This window comes from Mesorhizobium sp. CNPSo 4670 (assembly GCF_057784235.1).
In genome coordinates this window covers 19342-43680 of sequence record NZ_JBWJFQ010000024.1, presented here as the reverse complement: position 1 = coordinate 43680, position 24339 = coordinate 19342, and the positions used below count along the sequence as shown (strand labels likewise).

The following is a 24339-nucleotide window of genomic DNA, read 5'->3' as shown; positions in this document are numbered from 1 at the left end:
TCGTCGACGTAGTCATGGCCCGCGCCGCCGAAGGCTGGGTCACTGCCCCCGCCAGCATAGATTTGATCGTTACCGGTCGCTGCCGAAAATCGTTTCGGCACTTAGACCGCCCCGGATATTTCCATCACAAACACTCCTTACGATGCAGCCACCACACCCTGCAGTCTTGCTGTTCTGATGCAGATCTGATGCAGATAAGTGGCAACCAGCCCGCAAGTGAAAATTCGTGAACCTTCAACGGCGGCCGAAGGCCAGAACTTCGGCTGTGTAGGTCTCCACCACCAGGCTGAAGGGCTGGTTCGCCCCGCTATAGAGGATGGCCCGGTGCCGAAGCACCTCGTGAGGAATGGCCAGCACGCCCTTCCCTTCCGCCGGCAGCGGCGCCTCCATTTCCCATCCCTTGGGCAGCGGTGACCACAGCAGCTCGGCGCTAATGGTCTGGCGGCGAAAGTGCAGCGGCTGGACCACCTTGCCGAAGGGCTGATCGGTGGTGTCGAGTAGCTGGTTCATCTGCGGTGTGAGGCGCGATGGGACGTACCAGTTATCGGCTTCGGAGAGCACTACCGCGCCACAGGCGAGCTGCACATGGCGGTAGCGCACGGGCTCGTCGGCGCTGATGCCCAATGCCTCACGGCCATTTTCCGGCAGCGGTTTGTCATCGCCCTTCACGCGATGGGCGACGATCTTCGCTTCCGGCGCCAGCCCGTGGTCACCACACCATCGTTCCAGCGTGAGCGTGGCGCTGGGGTGGCTGAGCAGATCAGCGTCGAGGGTTTCCAGGAGCGCCAGCGCCTCGGTGCGCGAGGCCGTGTCGTTGGTGAAAGGGCCGCGGGCCTCGCAGGGTGACGAAACCGTCACCATCAGGGCGAGGGAGGCTGCTGCTGCGATGAAACGTCGAGTACCCATGCTACGAAATCCTTTGCGTTGCGTCACGAGGCGACGGCTGCAGGAACGCAGCCTGGGCGCGGATTGAAAAAATGGCGGCAGCCGCAACAACGAAACGCATCGTGTGCGCGACCGCAGACTGTTCGATGTATCCTGATGCCGGTCGGCAACCACCTGGTCAGGCTCGGTAGGTTTGCATGCCATCTTGCCTGCCCGATCGCGCCAACACCGCCGTGTAGGGCACGCCATGGTGAATCTGTCTGCGGCCGTGGATACGCTGGGCAGTACGTTCTGGCACTGCATTCCGCGCATGAGGTCCAAGACGTCTGTCTGTCGCCGTGTTCCAGTTCCGGGGCGTAGGCTGCTGGATCCGGCTGGCCCAAACGACGATCCCCAAGTCGTGCTCAAAGGGGGATGGCGGGCTTGGTTGATTGACACTTGGCGCTAGCAAATGAGCGGCTGAACCCAGACCCCGCCAAAAGGTCGCGGTATTCCAACTATCGGCTGACAACTGCCCCACTGATCCACCCCCTGCCCAAAAGTGCGCCGAATTGGCATTGTGCGGCGCAGCGACGGGTTGTTGTTGTTCCGCCGCATCATGCAATCGCCAAATCTCGTCTTGCCGACGCGGCCGGCTGATACACTGGCTGGCCCGAGTTGGTCTCTGTGGCTCGCGAAGTACCCTGCGCTTGGCTCTGACGCCAGCGCTCAAGCATGCTCAACCGCTTTTTGGTCCCCTCTTGCCCGGGAAGAGCTTTCGAGCAAAGTCGCGGAGCAATCGGACTGAATGGATTGAAGTGGCTTGGATCCACGTTTAGCGCCTACGTTCACAATCAGGTATGCACGGCGCCTTCCTGTTACTCCGGCTGGCTGTCGAGAGGCTGACGAACAGCCTGCTATAAAGGGCGCCCTGAAACGGAGCGGAGCGGCTCGCTCAATCCTGTCCACTCATCAATGTGATCCGCACGCCGTACTCGGATGCCGTTGCTTCGTCCCCATCGTTCTCGACGATGATATCAAAGCCGAGCGACGGGATTCCGGGCTGCTGGCGCACCGACATCAGTTCGCGGGAGGCGTAGCAAGAGGACGTCGAGGCGACGCTTTGGTAGGACCGCCCTATCGCATCCGGTCGTCGGCCGGATGCAGAAGATGGAGAAACTGAACGGCAACCGAGCGGCTGGCCGTCATGGTGCCGCCTCCTCCAATCCGGAACGAGCTTGGGCCTGCCTGCCCTCACCGCAAAGATGGGCGTGGAGCGCGGTCAGGCAAGCATTCGCGCTCTTGAGATCTCGTTGGTGTTGCGGGGCAATGGTGAGGTCAGCGAGCTTATAGACGGGATTGGTCGCGTGCATCAGGTTGGTGATCGTCTGGTCTTGGTCGGCGGTTTCCGCCTTCGGACCCTTGTGTCTCAAGTTCCGCTTGATTACGTCCTCGCTGGTATTGAGCCAGATCGAGACCGCCTTCTCGCCAACATGATGCCGGATTTCGTCGATCATGAATGCTTCACCACCGGTTGCGAGCACAGCCGGTCCTTGTTCGAGCGACTGCCTGATCTGGTTCACCTCAAGATTCCTAAAATGCGCCTCGCCATCCTCAGCGACAATCCTGGCGATGGACTTGCCGGTCTTCGCTTCGATTTCTCTATCTGAATCGACAAACCTCAGCCCTAGTCGTTTGGCGAGGGCACGGCCCACACTGGATTTCCCGGCGCCCTTCATGCCGACGAGCACGATCGATCGCGCATCCAGGGCGCCAAGAATCTCTGTTGCGAGCGGGGAGTGCTCCGCGCGTCGTTGCGGGGCTACGTGCAACCGACGAGCCAGGCTTGCACCAACTGTGCTATCCCCGTCGGCGTCCCAGTGAGGGATCGCTAGGGCTCCGTCGGGGATGACGACCTTGTTGCAGGCCTGTCGCACGCGCTCCAAGAGTTGCTCGGCCATGGATTGATCCAGGGGCTCATGGCTTTCTCGCTGCAGCTCCTGCAGCTTCTGCAGCTCCTTGTAGGTGTCGTGATTGTCGATTTTGGCCTTGTAGCTGTCTGCCGTGTGGAACTCCACCTCGAAGCGGTAGCCGCCCGGCGTCGCGAAAACAGTCTTGATGCCGACGAAGGTGGGCGATCGCGACCTGAACCAGTTGGTCGTGCTGACTTCGGCATAGCCGCTCTCATCGAAGGCCAAAATGGCTTTCTTGAAGGCACGTGTAAAATCCTTATCGGGGAATTCGAAGACGTGGCGTACAGCGTTGCTGATCATCTGGGCGCCAGTCTCTAACGAGGCCTCCATGCCGACGAGTTGGTCGGTCATCGAGCTTTCCGATCTCAAACGCTGAGCAAGGTGGGGCATCTCCACCGGGATATCGGCGTCCCTGAGTGCCTCGGCAACCGCGATTGCCGCCGGGGTGATGTCTTTCTCTTCGGCTTGAGCGCGGGAAGCCTCCATTTGGGCGCGCAGTACGGCCTGCTCGCGAGTCAAGGCCATTGTCATGACGGAATCATCGCCAACAAGTCCCCGGCGCGAGGGTTCAGGCAGTATGCCTCGCAGGGAAACAAGTTGGATCGAGGCTTGCATAACGGAAGCCGCCAGCGTCGGATTGTCCTTCAGATCGTGCAATGTCGCGTCGACATCGAACCGGCCCTGGTTGAGGGCAGCCGCAATGCTCTTGGTGTAAGGCACTGGTTTCAACCCTGGTATCTGTTGCAGCAGGCGCCCAAGGTACCTGCTCTTGAACATAAAGATGTGCGCGCCAGTGTCGGACTTATAGGCGTCAGTTCCGACCTTGATACCCAGGCTCATGAGATTGTTTGCGCTTTGCACGAGGTCACGCGGATTGTAACCATCCGGCCGCGGGTCGATGCGCGCAGGGTAACGGTCGACGAGGAGCTGGATGCGGTCTCGTAGCCGAGGTGTTGCCGAATAGGTCTCCGCCAGCTCCGGGAACAGCTCGCAGAGCGATTGGCTCATTTCGAGCTGTGGTTCGCTCACGCTGGCGGCTGTTGCGGGGCCGACTTGCTCATCCAGCCTCGCGGCCCACGCCTCGAGCTCGCCGAGGAGCAACTCGGCCATCTCGCGTGCGACTGGATGGTCTGCCACCTCTATCTCGTGCTGCGCCCTCTCGAGCTTGTCCTGGAGATCCTCAGCACTGACCTGTTCCTGCTCCAACAGGCCTCGGATGTCGCGCTTGAGTTCTTGGTGAAGACCTTCGTAGGTGCCGAATATGGCACGCTCGGCAAACCAGCGTCGGCCTTGATGCGATTGAGCCAGGAAGTTTCGCTGCAGGCCGGTATAGATTTCCAGAACATTGCGCGTGGCGGCGAGGATCTGGCTGGCGCGACCGAACTTGTAGCGACCGTCCTCAATCGCCGGGGTATGCGACTTTGGCGGCTTGAGAGAGCGCAGTCCGCGAGCCTGCTCCTCTTCGTCGAATTGCCTGACATGCTGGTAAAGCTGCGGCCGGTCGCCGACGATGATGAGGCTGTCTCCGTCGAAGTCACCGTCAAGTTTTTTCTGTTCACGGGTCGGCACGGCAATGAGCGAGCCTGGGGCAAACACCTCGGTCGCCTGCAGGATGCCGAGGCACTCAAGCGGCGTGTCCTGCTTGACGCGGTCCTTGCCCGAGGTCCAGCTCGAATGGCACTTTACGTCCTCGGCAGACAGGATCAGCCCACGGTCGGCGTAGGCTGCCGGCCACATCTTATCCGGCACAACGATCAGGATGCCTTTGGCAAAAAAGGTCGGATCGTCGGCCGCCAGTTCCTTGCCCACCTTCTGGGCGACGTTGAAGCTGTATTGGATGGCCGTGCAGTTGTCGAGAAACACAGCGGTCGGATCCCCTTCGACGGCCGACTTGACTCCTTCGGCCGCAAACGGGCGCAGGTTCGGCTTGTCATAGGGCGAGCGCCCGATCAGCACGCCGCTCGTCCCCGCCAACATCTCGCTCTTGAGCGTCGGCACATGGAGACTCTCATCACTGGAGGGTACGGCAACGGCGCCGGGACCGTCGATATGTCCGGCGGTCACGGTGCGAAACAGATCTTCGGCCGACAGCTCTTGGCCTTGTCGGCTCTCGAGCCAGGTCAGGGCTTTTTCTCGCGCCTCGTCCGCCACTTGCTCGCCGCGCGGATAATGTTGCAGCGCCGAGACTGGCAGGCATGATTTCCTTCCCTCACCATAGGCAGGCACGCGATCAGGACCTTCCTGCTCGCCGGCACGACGAACAGCCGGCATACGCTCGGCCAGCGAGGCCCTGATGAAGCCGCAGCCGTCATGCGGTCGCAAGGCGATCGGGCCCTCCGGCCCAGTCAGCCTGAAGGGATGCTCCTGGTTGGCGGGGCGATCCGGCAGCAGCGACAGTTTGAAGGCGCCTTCCAGCGCGTAGTCGTGAACCCCCAGGCCCTTGATTGCCGGCGGCGCGGCAAAACCCCTGCGCTGAGTGTAATAATATGCCTCCTTGAAAGGAGCCCAGGCACGCGACAGCTGCTCGAAGGCGGTGCCCGGTGCGGTATCGGCATAGGGAATCGCCAGCAGCTTTCCCCCGGAAGGCTTTGCTGCGTCGCCTGGAGCACGGGCTGCGATCTGAGACACGGTCAATCGCGGTGGCTTTAGCTTGCTGCCGCCGAACAGGTCCATGCGGTATGGCACACCGTTGACGTTCACCGTGCGCGCCAGCATGAAGGCGCTCGGGGTTCCTGGCAGCTGCACCGCAACGACCGGCAAAGCTCCCGAGGTCAGCCGATGAAAAATCGAATACCGTTTCTCCGGTTCCGTGGCCAGAGGCCGGCCCTGCATGTCCACCACCGGCAGCTGCATCAGTCCCGCCTCGCCCTGCGGCGGTCTGGGCTCGTGATCCATGCTTCGCAAGACCTGATGCACGTCGAACACCGACGCAGGATGTTGGGCCTGGATCGCCGCCGCATCCTGCTCCATGAATAAGTCGAGCGCGTCAACTGGACTTTCCGCCTCGATCTGCGCGATCAGGTTCCAGCTCATGCTGGAAAGGTCGCCTTCTATGAGGCCGCGCGTGCTGTCCAGGATCTCCTTGGTCTTGAACTCAAGCTCTTGCTGCCTCACCCGCAAATCGGACTTCTTGCCCTCGACATACGGTGGCCTGAACAATCTCTCCAGTACCGCCCGGGCCTTGAGGGTCTGATAAATCGACAAGGCGGGGCAGCGGCTGGCGAGCGGCCCGCGGGTCCGTTCCGCATCGCTTGCGTTCAGATGCGCCTCGATCTTCTGCTCCACCACGGGTTGGAGGTCGTTGAGCAGATTGAGGGCCTGCGTGCGGTGCCAGCGCAGGGCCTTTTGCGGGCTGCGCGCCAGCGGCAGCAGAGCAGCACACAGATTACCCATGGTTTCCAGATCGTTCTGGGCCGTAAATTCAGGGGCTTGACGCAATTCCGTGAGCCGGTTCAAGCCTGTCGGTGCGAGCAAACCGAAATCATCAGACAGCCGAGCCTTACCCAGCGCCTTGAAAATGGTTGTGATGTGCAGAACGCCAGCCTGTGCCAGGCGATCACTATCGTAGTGCAGGTGGTGGGCGAGCTTATGCAACCGATCCTTCGGCAGAGCAGCGTCCGGAATGTCCCCGCTGTCCTCCGCCCTCATGATCATTCGCGATAGAGCATTGGCGAGAATAGTCAGCTGGGGGGTGGTAAACACACCGAATCGTTGCCCTCGCGTGCCCAATGCGCGCGCAATGTCCATCGTGGACTGCCGGCACGCCTCCTCTTCCGGCCACTTGGTGAAACCGTTCATCAAGGTCGCCACGACCTGAGGAGCGAAATCGGCGAACTGGCGCTTACGCGCTTCCCCGGCGATCACGGTCGCGGCTTTGCGACAGTCCTCTTCATCCGGCCACTTGCTGAAGCCGTTCAACAGGCTCGCAAGTCCCAGGGGGGAAAAATCAGAGAGTTCGCCTCGGCGAGAGACCTCGCCGGCAATCGCGCGTGTTGCATCGCGACAGCCCGCCCCTTCCGGCCACTTGCTGAAACCATTCACCAGATTAGCCAAGTGCTGGTGGGCAAAATTGGAAAGTTGGGCGCCGCGGCGAAGGAGTTCACCCGCAATCGCAAACGTGGCATCGCGGCATTCCGGCGCTTCAGGCCATTTGCTGAAGCCATTCACCAGATTTGCCAACTCCAGCGGATCAACCCCAGAGAGCAAAGAGGCGCGGAGAAAGACCTCATGCGCGATCGCGATCGTGGCTTGCTGGCACTCCGCCTGATCTGGCCATTTGCTGAACGCGTTCACCAGGTTCGCTAGCTCCTGCGAAGGAGAAAGCCGGATATCACGGTCAAGAACTTCTCGTCCGATTGCGACGGTGGCGTCGCGACAGTCGGGTGCCTCCGGCCATTTGCTGAATCCATTCGCCAGATTAGCCATGTGCTGATGGGTAAAATCAGAGAGCTGGGCGCCGCGGCGAACGAGCTCATTGGCGACCGCGACCGTGGCGTCGCGACAGTCCGGCGCCTCCGGCCATTTGCTGAAACCGTTGACCAGGTTCGCCAGCCCCTGCGGAGCAAAGTCAAAGAGCTGGCGGCGGCGGACCTCGTTGGCGACCACAACCGTGGCGTCGCGACAGTTCGGCTCTTCCCGCAATTTGCTGAAACCGTTCACCAAATTAGCCAGATCTTGTTGATTAAAGTCCCTGAGCCGGGGACTGCGAAGGACCTCGCTTGCGATGGCGGCAGTGGCTTGGCGAGATGCCGCCACTTCCGGCAACTTGCTGAAACCGTTGACCAGGTTGGCCAGCTCGTGCGGAGCAAAATCGGAGAGCTGGCGTTGGCGGATTTCCTCCGCGATTGTGGCTGTCGCCTCGCGACAATACGCCCCGTTCGGCGACTTGCTGAAAGCGTTCACCAGACTAACCAGGTGCGAGCGCGTAAAATCGGAGAGTCGGGCGCGGCGGGCAAGGACCTCATGCGCTACCGCCTCCGTGGCTTGGTGATTCGCCGCCTCTTGCGGCCATTTGCTGAAACCGTTCGCCAGGTGCACCAAGTCCTGGCGATTAAAATCAGCGAGTCCGACGTCGCCGCGCGCGGCGCGACGACTAACCTCACCGGCGATCGCAACTGCGGCATGGCGAGAGGCGGCCTCTTCCGGCCACTTGCTGAAACCATTCACCAATGTCGCCAGCGCCTGCTCAGCAAGATGAGGGAACTGGTCGGCGCGGCGAAAGACCTCACCGGCGATCGCGCGCATTGCATCGCGACAGTCCACCCGCTCCGGCCACTTGCTGAAACCATTGACCAGATTAGCCAGGTGCTGGTGGGCACAGTCACGGAGTCGGGCGCCGCGGCGAAGGACCTCGCCGGCGATCGCGCTGGTGGCTCGGCGAGATGCCGCCTCTTGCGGCCACTTGCTGAAGCCGTTCACAAGATTTGCCAGACCCTGATGATCAAAAGCAGAGAGCCGGTCGGGGCGGCGACGGACCTCACCGGCGATTGCCGCAGTGGCGCTGCCACAGCCCGCCTCTTGCGGCCATTTGCTGAAGCCGTTCACCAGGTGCACCAGGTCCTGGGGATCAGACTCAGAGAGCGCGAACTCCCCGCGCGCGGCGCGGCGACTGACCTCGCCGGCAATCGCGACTGCGGCTTGGCGAGACGCCGCCTCTTCCGGCCACTTGCTGAACCCGTTCACGAACGTCGCCAGCGCCTGCTGAGTAAGATGAGGCAACTGGTCGGCGCGGCGAAACACCTCACCGGCGACCGCGCGTGTTGCATCGCGACAGTCCGCCTGTTGTGGCCACTTGCTGAAACCGTTCACCAGGTTGGTCAAGTCGTGGTGGTTAAAATCAGAAATTTGGACGCCGCGGCGAATAACCTCACTGGCGATCGCGGCTGTGGCTTGGCGATAGTCCGCATCGTGCGGGATTTTGCTGAACCCGTTCACCAGGTTGGCCAGTTCCTGTGGGGTAAAATGCGAGAGCCCTTGCTCGCCGGCGCGGCGAGAGAGTTCTGTAGAGATTGCGACTGTGGCTTGGCGATAGACATCCCCTTCCGGCCATTTGCTAAAACCGTTCACCAAGTTCGCCAGGTCCTGGTGATTAAAAGCAGACAGCCCGGACCCGCCATGGGCGGCGAGGCGGCCGACCTCACCCCCGATCGCTCCGATGGCTTGGCGAGACCACTGCTCTTCCGGCCATTTGCTGAAACCGTTCACAAAGAGCGCAAGATGCTGCGGAGTAAAATCAGACAGCCGGGCACGGTGGTCACGACGCAGGACATCGCCGGCTATCGCGCCTGCGGCTTGGCGAGAAGCCGCCTCTTCTGGCCACTTACTGAAACCCTGCACCAGGTTCGCCAGTTCCTGGTTAGTGAATTCAGAGAGCCCGGCACGGCGGTCGCGGCGAAGAACCTCGCCCGCGATGTCAACTGTGGCTTTGCAAAAGACCTCCTGTTCAGGGCACTTGCCGAAACCGTTCACGAGGTTCGCCAAGTCCTGGTGATTAAAAGCAGAGAGCCCGAAGTCATCGCGAGTGCGGCGAACAACCTCACCGGCGATCGCTCCGGAGGTCTGGCGAGACCACTCCTCTTCCGGCCACTTGCTAAAACCGTTTACGAGGTTCGCAAGATGCTGCTGCTTAAAATCAGCGAGCCGGAAACGCCGGTCGGTGCGGCGACGGACCTCACCGGCCACGGCTTCAGTGCCGGCACGAGTTTCCGGACATTCCGGCCACTTGCTGAAACCGTTCACCAGCAACGATAGACTTTGACTATTCAGCGCGCCTAGTGCCCTGCCATCATCGCGGCAAAATTCGGCGATTCTGATTGTTCCGTTGCGGCATGTTCTCGACTGCGGATTCCGACTAAATGATGCCGCCAAGAGCGAAAGGGCCTTGGGGTCGACTTCACGTAATGATGCATTGCGAAGCTGCGACACCCGAGCTGCCATCGCCTTGCAAGCTTCGATACCTTCCTGACCTCCGGTCTCGCGACTGACCGCGTTGCATGCGGTGGCGTAGCCCCACGATTTCCCGCGGCGGATATCGTCGTCGAAGCGAGGGACGAATTGATTTCTGAACTGTGCGGCGGCCTTTTGCAGGAAGGCTGCATGGATCTCGTCGCCCGCGTCCTGCAGCCGTCTGTCATGCTCCACCACTGCGCATGAGAATCCCACGATGTCGTGAGCGTAGTAAATCGCGTGTAGAGCTTCGTTAGATTGTGCCTCTGAGATTGCAGTTTGCTCGCCCTGCATGGCGACATCATCCAGGCGCCGCCGTTTAGGTCTGCGCTCCAGGCCGGATACGGGTTGCCTGCGCGACGAAGGAACACGTAGTTGTGAACTCCTAGACGGGTCGGCACTGCGGCCCTCGGCACTCCAACGCGCCGAACTTTCTTCCCGACTTGTCGCGTCCCGTTGCGGCAAGTCGACTGGCCGGCCATCACGCGCGCTAACGGAAGAATCGGCTGACGTGCGGCGCCCGACATCGGTGGCCGAAGGCGGCCGTTGAGCGGAGGACGATCCTGACTCTCTATCGTGGGGGCGCAAGCCCTGCACGACAGAACCGAACGCCGAGCCATCCCTTCCACTGCCCCGATCTGATTCAGCACGGGACCAGTGCGTGCCTGATCCGCTGGGCGCATTCAAACGTCGGCCAACTCCCGTCAAGATTCGTCTCCTCTGTAGGCGACAATGCCGGTTACAACGCCTGGCACACACGGTCCCGCCGCGACGGCCGAAACCGCTTTGTTTCGACACAGCAGGGCGGAACTCCTCACGCTGCGCCGGCGAGGAACCAGTCCGCCGTAACCACAGCATTGCGCGCTTCGACACCAAAAATACCCCCTGCACCTGACGTAAGCCTGACCTAGAACCTGCACGGCCGCGATCGTGGATTTATTGTCGGCAGCTGATGGAAGCTTTTCATCGCAGGTGTTGGGTCATGAACTCGGCTCGATGGCGGAGCGATAGCTCGATCCTTCGATCTGGACGACAACCACGTGGTGAAGCAGCAGATCGAAAAGTGGGGTTGCGACGATAAGGGCGCCGAAGACCTCGCCCCAGGGAAAGCCGCGATTTTGAAGTGAGAACCTTGGCGCCCTCGTAGCGGGCCTTAACGAGTGGGAAAAACAGTGCGGAATACTTGCGCGTTAATTTCCGGCCGCAGCCGTCGCGACGGCTCCCAGCCGGGGGCGACTATATTTGACAAACCCGACGAACGGGCGTAGCGCTTGTGCCTGACACCGATATCGGGTCAACATGTAGTCTCATAGAGACATTGGCACCCCATAGAAAACAAGCTGAAAACATAGAACCCAAGAGCGGCCCGCCCCTCCACAAGGTGGGCCGTTCGCATTGGGTTAACGGGTTGTTAACGCCCGTCCTTCGACACTCAGAACAAAACGTGATTCGACCAGTTGGCCAAAAACTGGCATGTTGTTCTCGCTTTGTTCCGGCGCAAGCCCGGTGCAAGGAAACTGTTGAAAACAAGTGCGATGGATAGGCAAATCAGCCGCCCTAGCTCAACTTGGGTTCAAAAATCATATGCAGCCTGGCTGAGGAGGTTAAATCAATGAAGGTTCGGGTTAGGCACGTAGGTCCTGCTACGCACCCTAGTGAGGTAGTGGTTTCTGTGGACACCACTACCGGCGCTGAACATTTGGTTGTGAATCAACGTTCACTTAAGGACAATAAATTAGAGATTGGCTATCCGATAAATAGCCATGATTCGAACCTGCTTGTTGAGCTTCCGCGTGAAACCATCAACGGATCATGGAGAGTTTGGGTGCCACAAGCATCGGTAGAATAGACATGGAGGGGCGGGATGATACTGACTGACAGGGAAATCCAGATCGCTTTGCAAAACGAAGCGATCATTATCGATCCCGCCCCTGACATCTCCTTCTATAGCTCGACCAGCCTCGATCTAACCCTTGATCGACGTCTGACTCTTTTCAAAGACCAGAAGACAGGCATTAACCTCTCTATTGATCCTTCGCAGAAGGGATACAATCACGAAGAGGTAATGGCGGAAATCACTACGCCCGTCGATATCGATGAAGAGCACGGGTTTGAATTCCCGCCCCACCACATGATCCTGGCTTGGACGCGCGAGTTCGTGGAATTGAAGTTCCAGTCTCGGATAGCTGCTCGCGTTGAGGGGAAAAGCTCTCTTGCAAGATTAGGGATCGGAATTCATCTAACCGCCCCGACCATCCATGCAGGCTTCGCCGGCCAGATCCGGCTCGAAATGGTCAATCACAATAAAGTGCCGGTCAAACTGCGGACTGGGATGAAAATTTGCCAGCTGATTTTTGAGCAAACTCTGGGCACGCCGGTTCGTGGGTATGAAGGCCGCTTTGCGGGTCAAACTACAACAAAAAAAGGCTAACACGTCGAAGCGTTCATGGCAGGCGGTTAGCTACGCAACATTGTTTGCATACGTCTGATTTTTTTTGAGTCGATCATTTCGCCGCGCCGAGCGTCAGCGCAAAATCATGCGTGCATTCCTTGGATAAACGGCTGCTCAAGCCTATATTTCCCAGGATCCCTGCCATGACATGATCCATCGCAGAAAAAGAACTGCCCGGAAGGTGCGGTCAACACCAATCGGGCCTTGTCTAACGCCCAGCCGGGTCATTTCTGACGCGGCCCGTATGGGGTCAGCCATTGCGAAAGCTGTAACTGTAGCCGTTGATCGCCGGCGCACCACCGAGATGCGCGAAAAGGACCCTCGAACCTTCGGCAAAAAAGCCTTTTTGGACGAGGTCGATCATCCCCTGCATCGATTTGCCCTCGTAAACGGGATCGGTAATTATACCCTCGAGGCGTGCGCACAGACGGATAGCATCCTTGGTTTGCTGGGAGGGAATGCCGTAACAGGGGTGTGCGTACTCCTCGAGCAACACCACATCTTCCTCGATCAGTCCCATTTTGAGATCGACGAGCTCCGCTGTATGTTCGGCAATTGCCAGCACTTGCACCTTGGTTTGCGCTGGAGTGGCAGAGGCATCGATACCGATGACGTTGCGATGTCGACCATCATTGGCAAATCCGACGAGCATGCCGGCATGTGTCGAGCCCGTGACGGTGCAAACCACGATATAGTCAAATGCAAACCCAAGCTGGTTCTCCTGAGCGCGCACCTCTTCCGCGAACCCCACGTAGCCGAGACCGCCATATGGGTGAACCGACGCGCCAGCTGGTATTGCATAGGGTCTGCCGCCCCTTGCCTTGACCTCATAGAGCGCCTTTTCCCAACTGCGGCGGATCCCGATGTCAAAGCCCTCGTCGACCAGGTGCACCTCTGCTCCCATGATGCGGCTTAGAAGAATGTTGCCGACACGGTCATAAACGACATCCTCATGTGGGACCCAGCTCTCCTGAACCAGGAGGCATTTCATGCCAATCCTGGCGGCGACCGCGGCCACGATGCGCGTATGGTTGGATTGCACGCCGCCGATGGAAACAAGGGTATCGGCATCTGAGGCGATGGCGTCGGGGATGATGTATTCGAGCTTGCGCAGCTTGTTTCCGCCAAATGCAAGTCCGGAGTTGCAGTCCTCACGTTTTGCGTAGATTTCCACCTTTCCCCCCAGATGCCTGCCAAGGCGGTCGAGTTTCTCGATAGGCGTCGGTCCAAAGGTGAGCGGGTAGCGCTCGAACTTTTGAAGCATGTTCTCTCCGGCAAAAACCTAGCTTGCACGGTCGGCTAAGAGGCGCGTTTGCTTTTGCGGCACGCGGCGTTGTCCGATGTTCAAGAAAGGCCGATCATTATATCCAGCGTCTCATAAGCCAATGAATCAAGTGGTCGGCATGCGACCTGCTGCGATCGACTCCCACTGCAGATCGAACTGAAGAGTTGCATTCTGCGGGGACTGGAATGACTGAAATGTTGGTCTTGCCACCGCGCCTCAACGAAGTCGCGACATGCGGCCAATTGCAAGACGCTCAGGCATGTCTGAGGATCCATCGGCCACCTCATCGTTCGGCGCTGTCCGCTTTTCTTGCAACGACCGAAATGCTCCGTTCTTGCAGGCCCTGCTAGCGCAGCCGGATCGCCAGACCAGAAAGAGCACGCTTGCGAAATAGGTCAGTTGAAGGAGCAACGAACAAGCAAGTGTCGTGACCACCACTGCGCGGATGGAATGCGAAGCGACGTAGACAGTCGAAGCGACGGCACACAGCACCAGCCACAGGACGAGACAGAAGGTTCTATAGGGCAACGCAGTTCTCCTGGTTTGTCGGCCATGTCACGCAGTGATCTTGTCGGCCGCCACATGTGTCTGGCAGTTCTTCGGGCAGACGCGCGCGCAGGCTCCGCAGCCGAAACAGCGGCCAGCATGGTCGACGACCATGATCATGCGATTGAGCTCGCCATCGAAATCGTCGTCTTCGCCGTCGCAGCGGCCGAGGATTTCACCCGCGTCATCGACGCCGTAAAGGTGCATGACCTCGCGCGAGCAGACCTTGAAGCAGCGGCCGCAGCCGATGCAGGTCGTGCCGTCGATAGCGGTGAGATACTGCGGCATCCAGGGGGATCCGTCGCGGGTGACGAAAGCGTTCGTCATCGCGCATTCTCCCACGCAGCGAGGTCCCTCTTGGCAGCGTCCCACTCGGCAAAAACGGCGAACGTTTTTGCGGCAACAGCGTTGATCTCAGTCCAGTTGACCGGCAGGTCCTCGGCAAGATCGTGCAACTCCATCTTCGCAGTTCCCGCACGCGACTGCAGCCTGCGGACCTTCTTCCGCAACTTCTCGAGATCTGACATTAATCCGTCTCCGGTTTTCATCACGCCGTCGCCGCCGCGCCGGCACTGGGTTCAATCTCTACGGTCGCATCGTCGACCAGTTTGCTACCGACTTCCGCGAGTTGCCGGAAAGTCTCGAAGCCGAACCGATCGACGTCAGGAGAGAACGAACAAACACCTGGTCCCGAAGCGCACGCGTCCGGAGGCCTTACGGTTCTCCTCTCCATGATTGGCGATGTAACCGGGCGGAAACGCTCCGCGATCGCAAGCCCGACGGCGGTGTAAAACATGTCGATCCTCCACAGCACGTACGGATCGGGATAGCCCATGCCAGGAATCGCACGGAGCTTTTTTTTGGTGACGATGAAGTCCGCCAGCAGCGCGGCGTCCGATCTGCCTTCCCATAAGCAGTAGGCTTCCTCCGAACGGATCACCCGCACGAGACATCTGAGGAATGGGGTGGCAAGGGCCGCTTCGTCCTCGTCGACCGCCGGGGCTAATCGCCGCGTCCCACATTTCATTTTTTCCCATTCCTCTTCCTCGAAGGACGATTTCTTTGCTCGGCTACGCCTACTTCGTGCACACTTGCGCTGTCGGCGCCCGGTTCGGGGCGCGCAATTCCAAGAAATCGATGGCCCGGTGGCCGGCCTCGGGGGCGTCTTCGACTGCGCTGCCTTTGCGGTTACGCGTGCAACATCGATTGCGTCGTGATGTGACCGCAGGTCGCAAGATTGGAGCCTTGAACTTGCCGCAAACGGCTTACCTGGCACTGCATCGGGCCTATTTGCTGCGGCCACGCCAAGGAAATGGACGAATTGACCAGTAAACATGCAAACTGACGTGCCTTTTTACGTATTTTCCCCTGCCGGCCGCAGGTTGGTATTTTCGGGAAAAGTTCTGCAGAGCCGCGCATAGAGCGCTGTCACAGTCCTCCCAGCCTTGTAGCTGGCCAAGGCCTGCAGCAGATCTGGCAGGTGATGTCGTCTCAGGCCGTCTGGAGCAGGCTCCGGGTCATCGAGCGACTTCAGTGCCAGCTTCAGCAACTCGATCGCGAAATCCTTGTTGCCGCTCTCGTAAACGTACCTGGCTACTGCAGGATAGGACTGGAACTTTGGAGCTTGCGGGGGATTAACCGCGAGAATGTTTTGTGACAACTCTTTGCCGAACGCGAAGCGCTCGGCGGACGGGAAGCGCGAATGGTCATGCGCGGAACCGAAGAGTTGGTCCAGGGCTGCAAGCATCCAGTTCTCGGAGTTTCTGTCGATCGCATCCCGAACCAATTCGCGCATGAGGGGTACGCCGGTCCACATGTCATGCATTTTGTGAACCACCAAATGCACATGAGCCAAGCGGAAATGGATATCATCCGGCATCAGGGCTACTCCCTGTTCGATTGCCGAAAGCGCCGTCCTCCAGTCCTCTTTCCGTATCGCCGCACAGAACCTGTCGTAGATCGGCTTCTTCAAAGCCTCTTCGCGCGCTATTGCGTTGTTTCTGGCGACCCTTTCCAGATTGGTCGCTTTCGCATCGTCGCTGGTGCGCCAGCTGCCGTTAATCACTTTCGGCAACACCGCTTCGAGTTGCCATGGGTGACCGATAAAAGCGATGTTGCCATCCCGGTCGACCACGAACGAGGTGGGCAGCCCCACAGCAAAGCTGCGCTCCCTCCAAAGCCTGTTCATTTCCCCTGAGGAATCAAATGCGACCCGATAGTTCAGATCCGAGAGCTTTTCGGTCAGCCATGATTCCAGCTTGGCTCGGGCCTCAACAGGCGAGACGGCATAGTCATCGGCAGCGGTTGCGACGACCTCAAGTCCGTCGTCCCTATATTTCTCCTGCAGTTGCACCAATTGGGACGCCGCCGCCGCAGATGGTCGGCACCAAGTTGACCAAAACTCGACGACGTACACTTTGCCGGGATGGAAGCTGGCGAGGGGCTTACCACGCAGCCAGGTCTCGGCCTTGATCGAAGGAGCCGGTGAGTCGATCTGCAGTGCCATATTGGTCTCCAAGGCTATGCCACGAGGCAGCGACTTATGGTCGAGGTCGTTTGCATATTAGCGAGGGCCACTCAGGTTCAAGGAAAGGAGAGCATCGCTCGTCTCGCCCGCCTGGTGCGGCCCGTTTAACTCGGTGTTGCCACATTCATTGTTGCCGGAATTCAACGAGCAAACGTCGTGCCAACGCACTCAGCGCCCAGTGCGCGATCACTTCGCTTGAAAGCCGCCATCATCCCAACATCCCTTTTGTATTGAACCCGACATGTTTTCTATCGTTGTCAGGTTTCGGACATGCATCACGCGCTCAGCGCCGCCGTCGGAGTCCGCCTTGGCGGCCGGCGCGGATTTGCCGTCGCCCTTGGGCCGACGGTGGCTGGTCATCATTGTCCGCTTCGCGCGCGCTGGCTTGAGCTTTGTGCCATTCAGGCCTGTGGCGGCGGGTCTCGCCATTTGTAAGGGGCCGCTCCGTCCCCGTAACTCCTGTGCCCCTCGCCTGCTAGGACATTGAACCACGAGTTGGCCACGTGGCCTTGGCTCGGGACACGGTCGAGCGCCGACCGCTATGCCCCGACCACGATACTTCAATTGAGACTGCGGACGGTGCGCAACGCGGGCGGCAAACGGTCAAAGGGTCGTCTAGCGAGAAAGGAAGGTACGCGGCTCGCCGTCAGCGCGATCCATGGCCGCCTTTCCACCGGCGACTCGATCGAAACGCTCCTGGAGGACGCCCCGATAGTCCGTGTCGAGTTCCGAGGCATCCCTGCTTTGCGCAAACTCACCCGCAGGTCGGTCGCTCCGTGCAGTGCCCCGAGCACCGGCTGCGTGAGATTCTTTATCGACGGGCGCATTTCGCTGACACGAAACCAACATCTCAACAGGGAGGACTGCACTGCGCGCGTGCCGTCGACGAGGATCGGATTCCGTCACCGAGAACGCCGATGATCGGCGAGCGCTCTCAAGCCCGTCGACATTTACCCTGACCTTATGATCCTCCTATGGCGCAAGCCCAGCGCGCGATACACCTCAACAGGCGGCGAGCATGCGCAGGTCTCCTGCCCCCGCGGCGTCACGCTCATCTGAGGGTTGACCCAGGAACGCCTAGCCTATTTCGAACTGGGCTTAGGATAGCACGGCAGCTAGCACGCCAGGAACGCATGCCCCATGGAGACGGCCGTGTTTTGCGAGCAGATTGGCAATCGAAGCGTTGGGGGAAATCTGGGTGCATAGGTGATTTGACTGATTGGCTTTCGGCATTAACTCCAATCAGTCGACAAAACGCAGCGGAACCCACATCCGCTCCGGGCATCACGTCGCGACGTTCTGTCGGCATTGGCAAGGGAACTCCAACTGGCCAGCCGATAGGTGAAGCGGCGATCGTCGGCGAAGCGCTGCACTCGCTTCAGACAGCTGGTCTTACTCACACGCACCGGCTGCGGCACCTATGTCGGCACTGCCTCGTCAAATCACTATGCGCAACTGCGCTTGGGTACGGTACACCCAATGTCGAAGGTTCATCAGCCTGCACACCGATCTAGGTCATTTCGAATGTCGGTTCCTTGAACGGCATAGGGATCACATAACCCATCCACCGCGTGGATGCCTCCGACCAGAACAATCGATTGGTTCTTCAAAGCTAACCCCTTTAGTCATCGAATCATTGGCTTCGGGCAACGCTGGCTGATGAAAGCAGGGCGCTACACGCAGGAGGTGTTCGATGCGCAGAGAAATCGCAGGCGAGGTTGGCGGCTTTTTGAGCCGGCCGACCGTCGGTTTCGGTCCGCAAATCAGGTCTTCACATGATCTTATCCGCGGCTGCCGGCATGCGGCTTGCATGCTTCAGCAATTACTCATGCGAAAGAGTGGCAACGAATGCGTTGCGCGCGACTTCTGCTGCTACCCCGGGTCCTGGCTGACGGTGACGCTCAATTGATTTTCCTGCATTGATGTGAGGTGACATGCGAACGTTGCTCGTTGATCATCATACGGCTTTCGTGCGCGCTGTGCGCGCTGCGCTCGTGAGTAGCGGTTTTGCCGTTGACGTAGCTTGCACTCTGGAACAGGCCTCGAGTGCATTTCATTGCGCGAGCTATGAAATTCTCCTGCTAGAGTTGGGTTTGCCCGATGGCGATGGCTTGGGCTGGCTGAAGCAGCTAAGGAGCGAGGGCCATTCGGTTCCCGCCGTCATTATGAGCGGTCTTGGCGATCCCGAGAAGCGAATCGCCATTTTCAATGGTGGCGCGGACGATTTTCTACTCAAACCGGTCAGTCCTGAAGAGCTCATCGCCAGAATGAGAGCCATTCAGCGCCGGTCGACATGGATGACCGACCCTATCCTTGTATTTGGTAATCTCAACTTCGACCCGATCAGCCGAGAGATTTGCGTGGCAGGTCGTCCTCTGACGATCGCACGACGCGAACTATGTATTCTTGAGCATCTGCTTAACCGTGCAGGCCGCATTGTGCCGCGTGAGCAGTTGGAAGGCCATCTCTATTCGTTCAACGAAGAAGTATCTACCAACGCGCTCGAAGTCGGAATCTATCGCCTACGTGGACATCTAAAGAGGTCAGGTGCAACGCCACTGATCAAGACCGTGCGGGGCATTGGTTACATTCTTGAATTGCCTGATGCGGCATCCGCATAGTTGGTCTGAAAGAAAGAATCTCTTGAAAATGGTTCGAACTCGTTCTCGTGGCACCAATAGGCTGCCAACCCTCATCGACGATTGGAGAGCTACGGGTTGTCCTTACTTAGGCCCTCTCCTGTGCGCACTCATGCTGTTATCGCCACTTTCTGCCGCGGCTCAAGAAAACGGGGATGACGTGAAGCCGGATGCCGCTTCCAATAGCATCCATGCCACGCTGAACCTTTCCTCTTCGCTCGGCAAGACAATCCATCTGCCCGGCCCAGCCGCTACCATCTTTGTTGCCGACCCTACGATCGCCGACTATCAGGCACCCTCGAACAAAACTGTCTTCGTCTTCGGCAAGAAAACCGGGCGGACCAGCCTGTTCGCCTTGGATGATAAGGGCGAGGCTCTGGCCGAGCTGCATATTGTCGTCACGCAACCGATCGGCGATCTGCGGGCCATGTTAAGGGAGCAGGTCGGCGACTATCCGATCCGCGTCAAGTACACGCCGCGCGGCGCAATCCTTAGCGGTACAGCGCCCGACGCAGCAACCGTCGACACCGCGAAAAGCGTAACTGAGCAATTTCTCGGTGACGGTGCGCAGGTCGTCAACAACATCAAGGTCGCTGGTTCCTTGCAGGTCAATCTGAGTGTGCGCGTTGCCGAGGTCTCCCGTGGCGCCATGAAGCAACTGGGTATTAACCTGTCGGCCTTCGGACAGTTCGGCAACTTCAAAGTTGGTTTGATAAGCGGCGACAGAGGTGCCGCCTCTGGTGCCGCTGGTGGTGGTGGTACAGCAGAAATCGGATACGACGATGGCAATGTCAGCATCGGAGCGGTGCTCGACGCGCTCGCCAAGGAGCACATTGCTTCCGTCTTGGCTGAGCCGAATCTCACTGCGATGTCCGGTCAGACCGCTAGCTTCCTCGCAGGAGGCGAGTTTCCTGTCCCTGTCCCTCAGCAAAATGGGCAAGTTTCGATTGAATTCCGTCACTTCGGTGTCAGCCTCGAGTTCTTACCCACAGTTCTCAGCAACGACCAGATCAATATTCGCGTAAAGCCGGAAGTCAGTGAGCTCACGTCACAAGGTGCCGTTCAAATCAACGGCATCTCAGTGCCGGCAATTTCCACTCGCCGTGCCGACACGGTCGTCGAACTCGCCAGCGGGCAAAGCTTTGCGATTGGTGGGCTGATCCGGCGTAACGTCAGCAATAGCATCAGTGCTTTCCCAGGGCTCGCCGAAGTGCCGGTCCTTGGCGCGCTGTTCCGTTCGTCCTCATTTCAAAAGGATGAGTCGGAATTGGTTATTCTGGTTACGCCTTACATCGTAAGACCGGGATCGAGCCCCGACCAGATGAGCGCGCCAACGGGCCGTATGGCTTTGCACTCGGCCAGGGGTGTCACTGTGACAAATTCGTCGGCAACAGCTCCGCGAGGCCGCGCTGCCGTGCGCACCTCCGCGCCAGATGCCAAGAGCAGTGACGGCTTTATTATCGAATAGCAGGTAGAGTGACGTTGCGGATCAAACTTCTCTTGGTTGCCCTGACAACAAGCCTAAGTGGCTGCGTAAGCGCGCCCATTCATGTAGAGCCATCGACACCGATTCTCATCCGGCAAGAGACCACCGTCCTCATATTGCAAAGCCTTCGCGCTTCAGAACTGCAGCGTCTGCGCGTTTTCCTCGACAGGGCCAGCAGGGGTCGGCGCGATGCGCTTCGTCTTCTTATCAGCGGGTCGCCACTGCTCAGCGCAGAGGCAGTCCATCAGGCGAAGCTGATGGGTATCGCCGCTTCCAACATCCACTTGCTGGACCAACACGACGGCCGCGCAGCGCGGATAGAGGCGATTGTCTATCAGGCCCGCCCTCCTGTGTGTCCCTCGTTTCCTACGGTGCTCAACGATGAATTCTTCGACCAGACATTTGGCTGTTCGACGCGCCACAATCTCGCGGTAATGATCAACGATCCGCGCGACTTGTTCGACAACAATGCTGTCACACCAAGCAAGGGTGATCGTGCGGCCATCCCGGTCGCCAAATACAGGACATTCACCGCGGACAAAAATGGTGAGTGATTTCGTGTCCTTCTTCTTCTCCCGATAGAGTCGGGACCTGCTCCCAGAAGGCACGATCGCTGATTCTTCGAATTCGCTATGGCTGGCGCAAACTTGTTTAAATGCTCGATCGTCCCCAATCGAGATCGTTGGACAACCCGGATGGGTACACGATGCCCCCCCACCTCACGTCGACGGGCAGCGCTGATCATTTGCTTGGAATGCAGCGGTGACTATCACCGCGACAGGGGCCGACAATTCCCCAAGCACCCATGGCCACGGGACGACGGCAACAGCACGGAGCGGCAATCGTTGTTGGGATCTGAAAGCTCCGCGCCGCCTTTATCGCCGACGAACGACTTGGTTCAATGGCGAGGCGCCACCACCGGGGCCAGGCCGTGTCGAGCAAGTCAGCGCGGCTGCGTGGCCGTGAGCCACGCGGCGGCTGTTACGCAACCATAGGCCCCGGGCGATCGGAGGTCCCATCTTCGCGGGCACCGCACCTATCAGCATGTTCGCCGTCCGCAGCTGATGATGCGGATCGGCGCGGTTTCCTTGCTATATCCAGCTAGACAAGACGGATAGCATCGTCATCATTGACACTTGGCCAGGGTCGCGACCGATGTTCGGGTTGCGGCCGGGCTAACCGGAGCTAGGCACCACTTTGTGCGGCAATCCTTTTGAAAATCCACCTCCTATGAGGCCTTGATGTTCCTCTCTGCTTGGCGCGCAGAATTCCTGCGGGGTTGCCTTTTCGAGCTGTACTCACCTTCTCATCGGCCAAGTGCAAAAATAAATCCACCGGATCAAGCTGGACCTGCTCTGGACCGGACCTCGAACTTCCGATTTTCCAGCCGCCGATTAGATCGGCGAGCTGGAGGCAAAGCCTGCGCAGCGGCCGATCGACCGCATGGACAAGGCACGCGCAGGAAAGCGCACGTCAGGCAATGTTGAGACAAAGCCGTTGTGCCGACCCGGTTGGGAACACCACCGGCTTATGCAGGGGCGGAGTTAAGGCGTGCGTGAAGGTTATTCAAATAACCTTCTGCATAGCTTTGAGCCACGGTAATCGGCAGATTGATCCCGGCCGTGGCGGCCTCTTCGAGCGCCTTCTTCACGAGTCCGTTGCGAATTGCCAGCTTGACCTCAGGCCCCGCAATAAGGCCGAGCGCCTGTGCTCCGATAGCGATGCCAGCTTCTTCCAGGGCATGCTTCATATTGCCTCCGGTAATGGCTGTACGGACAAGATTTTCAGCTTGCGCCTCTGCTGAAAGCGCCATCGATGCAACATCGGCTATTTGTCCGAGGCCGGGGACGAAGCTAAGCAAGCCCACCGCCGTTGCAGCCCAGTCAAGAATTTGAGAGTGAATTTTGAGCACTCCGGATACCGCATGCATGAAAGCTCCGCCGTTCTTTTTGGCTGACTTGGTATCAGGCTGGTCCGTCAGGCCCGCCATCATGTCCGAAGCGGCTTCCTGCTCCGCAGCGGTTTCAGGCACATGGGTCTTTGGCTGCTGAACGGCGCGATTCGCAGACGACATACCGTCGCAGAAGTGGGCAAAATCGTTTTTGCTGATGTCTCCGGAATCGACCGTATGCCCGCCGCCGAAGTCGAAGAAACGATGGTGGGTCTTGTAGCCTGTGATCGAATTGTTCAGCAGGCTGAACAGCAGAGGATCCGCGAGGAGCTGTGAGGCCGCTTGCTGCACTTTCGGATCCAGGCTCTTGTCCGCTGCCATCTTCGCGAGCTTATCACGAGTCAGGACACCGCTCCCAAAGAAGGCGTCCTGGTTGCTCTTGATCGTTTCGATCGTATCCAGCTCGGTTCGAGTGAGGCTCATCGCTGATGAAGCGACCTGCAGGAAATCTTCTTTATGAACCTTGTCTATCGTACCACCGTACAACTGCTTCCACTCAGATGGATGATCGACGAAGTACTGGGCCGCAGCAATGACCTGGGGCGGACATTTGCCGGTTTTGGCTTCGCCTGAAACGATCTGCTTGAAATCAGCCACACTGAGATTCTTCGGCAGGTTTTCGGAGTATCGGTAAAGCTCGCGCATCGCATCGCTCGCCGTCATGACCGACGGCTGTGTATTTTCAGTGGTGTCGGATGGAATGTAGTTCTTTGTGTAGTTTTGCGCCTGCTGCTCCTGAAACGCCGCAACTTGTGGGTGACCGTTGGAGAATCCGGCCAGATCCTTCGCCTTGATCTTGCCGCCGCAGCGGCCATCGCCCTGCGAGCCGATCGCGTAAAAGAGCTCTGGATCCTGCTGCAAGGCCTCGATCGCCGCTTTCAAGTCCGGTGGCGTGGAGGGATCATTGGCTTTCTCCCCCAACGATTTCCAATCGAGGGGCATTAGGTCCTTGTGACGATTCAGCACCGCCACGATCTGCAACTCCCGATCGGTCAGCGAGCCTCCGTTCCACGTGATTCTGTCGCTTCTTATAGGCGCGGGCGCCACGGGCTGGGGATCGGTCGTAGTGGCCTGGGGATCAGTCGCAGTGGGCTGGGGCTGCTGATCCATTGCTTCGATTGCTGCCCTCATATGTGGCGGCAGAAGGTCCAGTGGGTGCCGGGACAACTCTTCCAGGGAAGACGCGGCATCCGACAGCGGTTCCGATGAGGGCCGGTACAATCCTTCAGGCAAGTCAATATTCCGCGACAGCGCATCCCGAAGCGCGAAGGGACTATCTCTTGTTTCGAGCAGGTAACTAGACAGCATCCCGTCAAAGGATGGCGCTCTTTGCTGAGTCCTGTCTAATGCAGATGCCGAGCTCGACCAGACCTGTGCGAACTGTGAAGGGTTCAGGCTGTTGTCCAGCGAGAGATTCGAGCTGCTGTAAACGTTAGTGGCGCTATTGATCGACATTTTTGGCTCCTTAGACGTGACTGCAATCCCCTAAGAGGGCGACGCCAACGCGTTCATGAACTTTAACAAATCCAAGCATTGGCCGGGATGCCAACTCGCCCCTTGCCCACTTTGATTGCTCCGCTCCTTGATGGCTCGAAGGTTCAACTCTAGCACAGCGGCCAGTGATCGTTTGAGATCATGAATCCAACGATGAGCGGTTCAGCTTTCGAGAAC

At 58.9% G+C, this 24339-nt stretch carries 16 protein-coding genes and 1 pseudogene; 5 read left to right on the top strand and 12 right to left on the bottom strand.

All coding sequences use genetic code 11. The features are described from left to right. Positions 1 to 234: 234 nt before the first annotated feature. The 4 genes and pseudogenes from AC0ZT5_RS29615 to AC0ZT5_RS29600 all read right to left on the bottom strand — a co-directional run. A complete protein-coding gene (locus tag AC0ZT5_RS29615; RefSeq protein WP_488499316.1) occupies positions 235 to 906 on the bottom strand; it encodes a hypothetical protein in 672 nt (223 codons plus the stop codon). A gap of 913 nt (positions 907 to 1819) precedes the next feature. Next, the gene (locus tag AC0ZT5_RS29610) at positions 1820 to 1945 is read right to left on the bottom strand and encodes a hypothetical protein (RefSeq protein ID WP_488499315.1); all 126 of its coding nucleotides are present in this window, start codon (positions 1943 to 1945) and stop codon (positions 1820 to 1822) included. Positions 1946 to 2069: 124 nt separating this feature from the next. Further along, entirely contained in the window at positions 2070 to 10076 is an 8007-nt protein-coding gene (gene xopAD / locus AC0ZT5_RS29605; RefSeq protein ID WP_488499314.1) for a XopAD/skwp family type III secretion system effector, read from the bottom strand. 672 nt (positions 10077 to 10748) lie between these two features. Continuing rightward, a pseudogene (locus AC0ZT5_RS29600) lies at positions 10749 to 10955 on the bottom strand (ATP-binding protein); the annotation flags it as partial. A gap of 691 nt (positions 10956 to 11646) precedes the next feature. On the opposite strand from AC0ZT5_RS29600, the gene dcd reads away from it, so the two are divergent. Further along, complete coding sequence (gene dcd / locus AC0ZT5_RS29595; protein ID WP_488499313.1) at positions 11647 to 12213, top strand: dCTP deaminase; 567 nt, start codon at positions 11647 to 11649, stop codon at positions 12211 to 12213. A 271-nt stretch (positions 12214 to 12484) separates the two neighbouring features. Here dcd and AC0ZT5_RS29590 read toward each other — a convergent pair whose 3' ends face one another. The 7 genes from AC0ZT5_RS29590 to AC0ZT5_RS29560 all read right to left on the bottom strand — a co-directional run bounded on the left by AC0ZT5_RS29590 (position 12485) and on the right by AC0ZT5_RS29560 (position 16955). Next, entirely contained in the window at positions 12485 to 13498 is a 1014-nt protein-coding gene (locus AC0ZT5_RS29590; RefSeq protein ID WP_488499312.1) for a 1-aminocyclopropane-1-carboxylate deaminase, read from the bottom strand. A 237-nt stretch (positions 13499 to 13735) separates the two neighbouring features. Further along, on the bottom strand, positions 13736 to 13954 hold the full coding sequence (locus AC0ZT5_RS29585) for an exopolysaccharide production repressor protein (RefSeq protein WP_488499364.1): 219 nt from the start codon (positions 13952 to 13954) through the stop codon (positions 13736 to 13738). Between the two features lie 120 nt (positions 13955 to 14074). Beyond that, positions 14075 to 14392 (bottom strand): ferredoxin III, nif-specific, encoded by a 318-nt coding sequence (fdxB, locus tag AC0ZT5_RS29580; protein WP_488499311.1) that lies wholly within the window; start codon positions 14390 to 14392, stop codon positions 14075 to 14077. After that, the gene (locus AC0ZT5_RS29575) at positions 14389 to 14592 is read right to left on the bottom strand and encodes a CCE_0567 family metalloprotein (RefSeq protein WP_488481786.1); all 204 of its coding nucleotides are present in this window, start codon (positions 14590 to 14592) and stop codon (positions 14389 to 14391) included. Before AC0ZT5_RS29575 ends, fdxB begins: the two co-directional genes overlap by 4 nt. A gap of 20 nt (positions 14593 to 14612) precedes the next feature. Further along, positions 14613 to 15092: a DUF269 domain-containing protein gene (locus AC0ZT5_RS29570; RefSeq protein WP_488499310.1), complete on the bottom strand. Its 480-nt coding sequence runs from the start codon at positions 15090 to 15092 to the stop codon at positions 14613 to 14615. Between the two features lie 327 nt (positions 15093 to 15419). Continuing rightward, the gene (locus AC0ZT5_RS29565) at positions 15420 to 16571 is read right to left on the bottom strand and encodes a TlpA disulfide reductase family protein (RefSeq protein ID WP_488499309.1); all 1152 of its coding nucleotides are present in this window, start codon (positions 16569 to 16571) and stop codon (positions 15420 to 15422) included. Positions 16572 to 16778: 207 nt separating this feature from the next. Then, positions 16779 to 16955, bottom strand: a complete 177-nt coding sequence (locus tag AC0ZT5_RS29560; RefSeq protein WP_488499308.1) for a hypothetical protein — start codon at positions 16953 to 16955, stop codon at positions 16779 to 16781. A 1330-nt stretch (positions 16956 to 18285) separates the two neighbouring features. On the opposite strand from AC0ZT5_RS29560, the gene AC0ZT5_RS29555 reads away from it, so the two are divergent. Genes AC0ZT5_RS29555 through AC0ZT5_RS29540 form a run of 4 tightly spaced genes read left to right on the top strand, consistent with a single transcriptional unit; the run spans position 18286 to position 21271 of the window. Further along, positions 18286 to 18501, top strand: a complete 216-nt coding sequence (locus AC0ZT5_RS29555) for a hypothetical protein (RefSeq protein WP_488499307.1) — start codon at positions 18286 to 18288, stop codon at positions 18499 to 18501. A 25-nt stretch (positions 18502 to 18526) separates the two neighbouring features. Next, complete coding sequence (locus AC0ZT5_RS29550) at positions 18527 to 19213, top strand: response regulator (protein ID WP_488481782.1); 687 nt, start codon at positions 18527 to 18529, stop codon at positions 19211 to 19213. A 28-nt stretch (positions 19214 to 19241) separates the two neighbouring features. Further along, the gene (locus AC0ZT5_RS29545) at positions 19242 to 20699 is read left to right on the top strand and encodes a type II and III secretion system protein family protein (RefSeq protein WP_488499363.1); all 1458 of its coding nucleotides are present in this window, start codon (positions 19242 to 19244) and stop codon (positions 20697 to 20699) included. An 8-nt stretch (positions 20700 to 20707) separates the two neighbouring features. Further along, entirely contained in the window at positions 20708 to 21271 is a 564-nt protein-coding gene (locus tag AC0ZT5_RS29540; protein ID WP_488499306.1) for a CpaD family pilus assembly lipoprotein, read from the top strand. Positions 21272 to 22245: 974 nt separating this feature from the next. On the opposite strand, the gene AC0ZT5_RS29535 is transcribed toward AC0ZT5_RS29540, so the two are convergent. After that, positions 22246 to 24123, bottom strand: coding sequence for an HrpF/NolX family T3SS translocon protein (locus tag AC0ZT5_RS29535; protein WP_488499305.1), 1878 nt, complete (start codon positions 24121 to 24123; stop codon positions 22246 to 22248). Between the last annotated feature and the right edge of the window lie 216 nt (positions 24124 to 24339).

What these genes read in the sequence shown, in the direction of transcription:
- xopAD (WP_488499314.1), bottom strand. Translation starts at nt 10,076, where the DNA reads ATGCAGGGCGAGCAAACTGCAATCTCAGAGGCACAATCTAACGAAGCT.
- AC0ZT5_RS29575 (WP_488481786.1), bottom strand. Translation starts at nt 14,592, where the DNA reads ATGTCAGATCTCGAGAAGTTGCGGAAGAAGGTCCGCAGGCTGCAGTCG.
- AC0ZT5_RS29590 (WP_488499312.1), bottom strand. Translation starts at nt 13,498, where the DNA reads ATGCTTCAAAAGTTCGAGCGCTACCCGCTCACCTTTGGACCGACGCCT.
- AC0ZT5_RS29550 (WP_488481782.1), top strand. Translation starts at nt 18,527, where the DNA reads ATGCGAACGTTGCTCGTTGATCATCATACGGCTTTCGTGCGCGCTGTG.
- AC0ZT5_RS29555 (WP_488499307.1), top strand. Translation starts at nt 18,286, where the DNA reads ATGCGCAGAGAAATCGCAGGCGAGGTTGGCGGCTTTTTGAGCCGGCCG.
- AC0ZT5_RS29560 (WP_488499308.1), bottom strand. Translation starts at nt 16,955, where the DNA reads ATGATGACCAGCCACCGTCGGCCCAAGGGCGACGGCAAATCCGCGCCG.
- AC0ZT5_RS29615 (WP_488499316.1), bottom strand. Translation starts at nt 906, where the DNA reads ATGGGTACTCGACGTTTCATCGCAGCAGCAGCCTCCCTCGCCCTGATG.
- dcd (WP_488499313.1), top strand. Translation starts at nt 11,647, where the DNA reads ATGATACTGACTGACAGGGAAATCCAGATCGCTTTGCAAAACGAAGCG.
- AC0ZT5_RS29610 (WP_488499315.1), bottom strand. Translation starts at nt 1,945, where the DNA reads ATGTCGGTGCGCCAGCAGCCCGGAATCCCGTCGCTCGGCTTTGATATC.
- AC0ZT5_RS29570 (WP_488499310.1), bottom strand. Translation starts at nt 15,092, where the DNA reads ATGAAATGTGGGACGCGGCGATTAGCCCCGGCGGTCGACGAGGACGAA.
- AC0ZT5_RS29565 (WP_488499309.1), bottom strand. Translation starts at nt 16,571, where the DNA reads ATGGCACTGCAGATCGACTCACCGGCTCCTTCGATCAAGGCCGAGACC.
- AC0ZT5_RS29545 (WP_488499363.1), top strand. Translation starts at nt 19,242, where the DNA reads ATGGTTCGAACTCGTTCTCGTGGCACCAATAGGCTGCCAACCCTCATC.
- AC0ZT5_RS29535 (WP_488499305.1), bottom strand. Translation starts at nt 24,123, where the DNA reads ATGTCGATCAATAGCGCCACTAACGTTTACAGCAGCTCGAATCTCTCG.
- fdxB (WP_488499311.1), bottom strand. Translation starts at nt 14,392, where the DNA reads ATGACGAACGCTTTCGTCACCCGCGACGGATCCCCCTGGATGCCGCAG.